This is a genomic window from Planktothrix sp. PCC 11201 (assembly GCF_900009135.1).
Classification (GTDB): domain Bacteria; phylum Cyanobacteriota; class Cyanobacteriia; order Cyanobacteriales; family Microcoleaceae; genus Planktothrix.
Genome location: NZ_LT797693.1, coordinates 285,943 through 292,086 on the forward strand (window position 1 = coordinate 285,943; position 6,144 = coordinate 292,086).

The following is a 6,144-nucleotide window of genomic DNA, read 5'->3' on the forward strand; positions in this document are numbered from 1 at the left end:
TTTACTGATAACTGATTTTATGACTAACACAGATCAAAAAATTCCCCTTTGGCGAGATGAACGATTTTGGCGAATTGCCTTACAGGTTTTAGTGATTTTGATTTTGGTTAGTGTATTTGCTATTTTAGGAGGAAACCTAACTCGAAATCTGAGAAAAACAGGTAGTGGTTTTGGCTTTGATTTTTTAGGTACATCGGCAGGATTTAATATTCTTGATAGTTTAATTCCCTATACTCCAACTGATCCTTATATTCGGGTTTTATTTGCTGGATTATTGAATTCTTTGCGGGTGATGTTTTTTGGAATTATTCTCACAACTTTATTGGGAATTACTGTTGGTATTGCCCGTTTTTCTGATAATTGGCTTTTGCGTAAATTATCGTTTATTTATGTCGAAATTGTTAGAAATACTCCCCTATTATTACAACTGGTTTTTTGGTATGGGGTTTTTGTTCAACTTCCGCCTATCAAGGAAAGTTTCAGGTTTTTAAATTCAATTTTCCTGTCTAAGCAAGGAATTTTTATACCTTGGCCGTCAGGAATTCAAGGAATAATTGGATTTGGGGTGTTATTGATTTGTGCGATCTCCACCCTAATTATCTGGAAAAAACGCACAAAAGTTATGATAGAAAGGGGAGAATCGGGACAACCTCAATTAATCACTTTGGGAATCATTGGTATCATAGCTTTATTAACATTAACTATTGGATTAAATTGGCAAACTCCAATATTTAATCCCACGACAAATAATATGGAAGGAGGATTACGACTTACCATTGAATTTACCACACTTTTAGTCGGTTTAGTAGTTTATACGGCGGCTTATATTGCTGAAATTGTGCGAGCCGGGATTCAATCTGTTTCCAAAGGTCAATGGGAAGCGGCGCGATCTTTGGGCTTACAATCGGGTTTAGTCATGCAGTTAGTCGTATTTCCTCAAGCCCTGCGGGTGATTATACCTCCTTTAAATAGTCAATATTTAAACTTAGTAAAAAACTCCAGTTTAGCGATCGCCGTTGCCTATGCTGATATCTATAATGTTGCCACTACTACTTTTAATCAAACGGGAAAAGCGATTGAAGTCATGTTAATTATTATGGGAACTTACCTGACCATTAATTTATTAATTTCTTTGGCAATGAACCAATTAAACCGTAGTGTTCAGTTGCAAGAAAGATAAATTAATGGTCAATAAAATCATCTTCAATCTTTTTCAGAATCAAACACTTATTGAGAATATTTTTGATATGATCAACTACAATATTAGTCTGTTCTACCATAGCTAAATGTCCACAATTGTCAATTTCAATTACATTATTATACCCCTGACGAAATAGCCAATGAAAGCTGGCTAAATAGCGAACATATTGCGGTTCCATAATCAAGTCTTGTCGTCCTGCGATAAAATAAACGGGTTGCCCGAGTCGGGAAACCACTTGCGGTAAACGATGAACTTCGGTTTCGGTGGTGGAATCTAATAATGCCCCTAATGCGGCTTCAGGACAAGCTATAACAAAATCGATTAACCGTTGTCGTCCCCACCGTTGTTTGATAGGACAAGACACTTGAGCGCGAGTAAAGATTAAATCCAACAGGGGCAAATAACATAACCATCGGGGGCGGAATTTAACAATTTTTTCTCCCACGGAACGAAATTTCTCAAATTCTTCTTTCAGGTAAATTCCCCCCCCGGCATTAATACAAATCACGCCTTTCACCTGTTCCGATAATTTATCCGCCCCTAACAGAGCAATCGTCCCCCCCAGGGAATGACCCACTAACCAGGCATTTTTGATCTTCAGGGTTTGTAATAAAATCGCTAAATCTTCAGCGTAGGAAATGGGGGTATAGATGGCGTGTGATGGGTTTCCCGCCAACAATTGAGAATTGCCAAATCCCCGTAAATCGTAGGATAAACATTGATATTCGGGGGCTAACAGGTCAATGACGGGTTGCCAATAGTGACGACTCAGCAGCCAACCATGAATAAACACCAGCACATCACCCGATGAGGTTGGTGATGTCAATTCGTAACTGTGTTTTACGCCCTGGATATCGATAGTAGCCATGATACCATCGTATCATAAAACTTCACTGAGAATATAGTCAGATCCAGTTAAATTTGCTATCTGAATTATTGGCTTGCAGATTACACTCACATTCAGGGAGTTTAAAATTGCTAATCTGACTAATTTTAATTGAACAACCATCTCCAAATTTTACAGCAGTCAAATAAAAACAAGCCTGAGCCGGATCATTATCCCAACAAAATCTTTTCTCGATTTCGTCTCCCGTATCAACTACTGTAATCAAAGAATAAAATAGAGTAGGAGTTACTTGATTGAGCAATTTTTTGGGGATGATTTTACCCATAAGATCTTCTCGTTTTTGATCTAAAAGTTTAACAAAGACGGGATTAATGATTAAACAGTAAAAATCGTTAATTTCTTTAGTTATCATATCTCTTTCAGCTTGTAAAGCCATAATTCCATCTTTAGAACTATTTAATAAATTAGCCAGTAAAGCACGAGATTGGTAGAGAATTTCTGCTGTTTGTTGATGGTGTTCGATTTGCTTTTTTAATTGTTGTTTTTGTCGTTGGATAATGAGTTGAGTTTGCAAACGGGCGATCACTTCTTTGGGTTCACAGGGTTTGGTAATATAATCCACTCCCCCGACTTGAAAAGCTTTGACTTTATCGAAAACTTCATTTAGCGCACTCAAGAAAATTACCGGAATATCTGAGGTTGTTTCATCAGATTTTAAAGCTTGGCAGACTTGATATCCATTCATTTCTGGCATGATAATATCGAGCAAAATTACATCCGGGTGAGTCTTTTGGATTGTTCTTAATGCCATCTTACCATTATTGACACTTCGGACTATATACCCATATTCATTTAATAGCTTTGTTAAGAAATGTAGGTTTTCAACCAGGTCGTCAACAATTAAAATATTGCCTTTCGGGTCTTCATTTTTGTCAGGATTAGTTTCTGCTATTTTTTCTTCAGAAGATGGGGATGTGCCACAATGCACCTCTATTACCCATCGAAAGTTATTTTTAGTGATTTTTTTCCCAAAGGCGCAGGAAAGACGTTGCCATAATAGGGAAGCTAAATCTTTAATATGACCAACACTAAGATATAAGCTCTCAGCAAGGCTACTGTAGCTTTCATTATCCCAAGCTGCTTTGAGGATTTGTTTTTCTGAAAGTGTTAGGGGTTGACCCGCTTTAGAGTCTAGGGTAGTTTCTACAAATTCGAGGGTTTCTTCAAAAGTCATGACGGGCTAAGAGTGATCCGGTTTTCGGTAGTTGGGTTAAATGGGTATCAGTATCATCACAGTTGTGCGTGAGTTTATGACCGACTCTAGCCAGAAAAATCTAATTATCCGACTTTTCCGACTTTGTAGATCCGACTTTTCCGACTGACAAGCGTAGGAGTGATCAACGATGATAAAAATATTGAAAGGGTGCAGTTTAGAAGTTCTAAGTCAGTAGTCGTAAATCAACACAATTACCAAGGTCAGGAGTTAAAAATCGGAAGTTAGAACGATTTAATGTCAGTCAAAAGGTTTTTCTGTTTAATCATTTCTACAAACTTAGTATCTATTTCTAAATTATGAAATAGGGCTCCACTTTCATCGTTTGAGATTTAATTTAGTAGGATAAAACATCATGATACGTCGTTTTGCGATAGTTAGTAGCCTCGTTGTGCTAGGTTCCTTTGGATTATCTACCGTAGCCCGTGCGGGTGAAGGGGGCGTAGCTGGTTCGGCGGCTTTCACCGTTGTTGCAGATAAGGTTACGGGTGTGGCGGTTTCGGCTGCTGTCGGTAAACAAAGTGCCACGGCTCAGGCTTTCAACTACGATGCTACCAATGCCAATGGTTTACAGAACTCGGCTTTTGCATTGGGTACTTCGGGAACACTCAATCTCACCACTATTGGTGCCCCGACAGGCTCTGGCTACAACACATTAGATGATCCTCTTCTGGGTACACCCCAAACGAATACCTTCACAGCCGGGTATACCATCACTATTGGTACTATTAGTGGCAATCCTTTGGTTAAGTCTCCCTAGAACTTTTATGAATTGTTAATGGGGAAGTCGATCCCTCCTAGCCCCCCTTTTTAATGGGTAACCAGATTTTAAAGTCATCATAAAAAAGGGGGTTTGGGGGGATCAAAGTCCCCCTTTTTAATGGGATTTAGGGGGATCTAATCTCAAGGTTAAAGCCGAAATTTTAGGAACTGCCTAATCAATATACGCTTTTTTTTCGCAATATTTCTAATAATTAACTCGGAATTTTTTAGGAGAAACTATGATGAATTCTACTACAAAAACTTTTAATTCCACCCCGACAATTGTTTTTATCGATGCGGGAGTTGACAATGCCCGGCAACTGGTTAAGGGTGTTATTCCTAATGCCAAAGTCTTTATCTTAGATAAAACCGCCGATGGTATTGAGCAAATTAGCCAAGTTTTAAGTCGATATCAGCATATTGATGCAGTTCATATTATTTCTCACGGTGCGCCCGGTTGTTTATCTCTAGGCAATACTCAACTCAGTTTAGATACCCTAATTCATTATGCCCCCCAACTGCAACAGTGGAATGTTACTAACCTCCTCCTCTACGGTTGCAATGTGGCGGCTGGGGATGCTGGGGAAGAATTTATTACTAAGTTACACGCCCTCACCGGGTCAGAAATTGCGGCATCTAAGTCTATGACGGGGAATGCTGCCAAAGGGGGAAATTGGGAGTTAGAAGTCACTACAGGTCAAGCTGAGTTGACGGCGGCTTTTACCCCAGAAGTGATGACAAACTATCAGGGAATATTCGCCCTGGTCAAAGATATCTACCCTGGCGCAAATAGCTCCGGTCCCAGCAACCTCACCAATGTCAACGGCACCCTGTACTTTGCAGCCTCGGATGCCACCAACGGCTATGAGTTGTGGAAGAGTGATGGCACCGTCGCCGGCACCGTCCTGGTCAAAGATATCAACCCTGGCATAGGTAACTCCAATCCCAGCAACCTCACCAACTTCAACGGCACCCTGTACTTTAACGCCCAGGATGCCACCAACGGCCAAGAGTTGTGGAAGAGTGATGGCACCGCCGCCGGCACCGTCCTGGTCAAAGATATCAACCCTGGCACAAATGGCTCCGGTCCCAGCTACCTCACCAACCTCAACGGCACCCTGTACTTTGCAGCCTCGGATGCCACCAACGGCTATGAGTTGTGGAAGAGTGATGGCACCGCCGCCGGCACCGTCCTGGTCAAAAATATCTGGTCTGGCACAAATAGCTCCACTCCCAACTACCTCACCAACCTCAACGGCACCCTGTACTTTCAAGCCACGAATGCCACCAACGGCCAAGAGTTGTGGAAGAGTGATGGCACCGCCGCCGGCACCGTCCTGGTTCAAGATATCAACCCTGGCATAGGTAACTCCAATCCCAGATACCTCACCAACGTCAACGGCACCCTGTACTTTCAAGCCACGGATGCCACCAACGGCAGAGAGTTGTGGAAGAGTGATGGCACCGCCGTCGGCACCGTCCTGGTCAAAGATATCAACCCTGGCACAGGTAACTCCACTCCCATGAACCTCACCAACTTCAACGGCACCCTGTACTTTGCAGCCACGGATGCCACCAACGGCCAAGAGTTGTGGAAGAGTGATGGCACCGCCGCCGGCACCGTCATGGTTCAAGATATCAACCCTGGCACAAATAGCTCCAATCCCAGCAACCTCACCAACGTCAACGGCACCCTGTACTTTGCAGCCTCGGATGCCACCAACGGTAGTGAGTTGTGGAAGCTAAGTGGTAACAACAGCCCCACCAATATTGCCCTGAGCAATAGCAGCATCAACGAAAACGTCGCAGCTAACAGCAATATCGGGACATTAACCAGCACCGACCCCGACACAGGTGATACCTTTACTTATAGTTTAGTCACGGGTACAGGTTCAACAGATAACACCGCCTTCGCTNGATATCAACCCTGGCACAAATAGCTCCGGTCCCAGCAACCTCACCAACGTCAACGGCACCCTGTACTTTGCAGCCTCGGATGCCACCAACGGCTATGAGTTGTGGAAGAGTGATGGCACCGCCGCCGGCACCGTCCTGGTCAAA

At 42.5% G+C, this 6,144-nt stretch carries 5 protein-coding genes; 3 read left to right on the forward strand and 2 right to left on the reverse strand.

What is annotated here, in order from left to right; all coding sequences use genetic code 11:
* Nucleotides 1–19: 19 nt before the first annotated feature.
* The gene (locus PL11201_RS06150; RefSeq protein ID WP_079677701.1) at nt 20–1,180 is read left to right on the forward strand and encodes an amino acid ABC transporter permease; all 1,161 of its coding nucleotides are present in this window, start codon (nt 20–22) and stop codon (nt 1,178–1,180) included.
* 1 nt (nt 1,181) lies between these two features.
* On the opposite strand, the gene PL11201_RS06155 is transcribed toward PL11201_RS06150, so the two are convergent.
* Together PL11201_RS06155 and PL11201_RS06160 are read right to left on the reverse strand one after the other, a co-directional pair.
* Nucleotides 1,182–2,069 (reverse strand): alpha/beta fold hydrolase, encoded by an 888-nt coding sequence (locus tag PL11201_RS06155; protein WP_079677702.1) that lies wholly within the window; start codon nt 2,067–2,069, stop codon nt 1,182–1,184.
* Between the two features lie 37 nt (nt 2,070–2,106).
* Nucleotides 2,107–3,282 (reverse strand): response regulator, encoded by a 1,176-nt coding sequence (locus tag PL11201_RS06160; protein ID WP_079677703.1) that lies wholly within the window; start codon nt 3,280–3,282, stop codon nt 2,107–2,109.
* A 394-nt stretch (nt 3,283–3,676) separates the two neighbouring features.
* Between PL11201_RS06160 and PL11201_RS06165 the strand changes: the two genes are divergently transcribed.
* Both PL11201_RS06165 and PL11201_RS06170 read left to right on the forward strand, forming a co-directional pair.
* A complete protein-coding gene (locus PL11201_RS06165; RefSeq protein ID WP_079677704.1) occupies nt 3,677–4,081 on the forward strand; it encodes a hypothetical protein in 405 nt (134 codons plus the stop codon).
* Between the two features lie 241 nt (nt 4,082–4,322).
* Nucleotides 4,323–6,023 carry an ELWxxDGT repeat protein gene (locus PL11201_RS06170; protein ID WP_079677705.1) on the forward strand — a complete coding sequence of 567 codons (1,701 nt, stop codon included), beginning with the start codon at nt 4,323–4,325 and terminating at the stop codon, nt 6,021–6,023.
* Nucleotides 6,024–6,144: the final 121 nt, after the last annotated feature.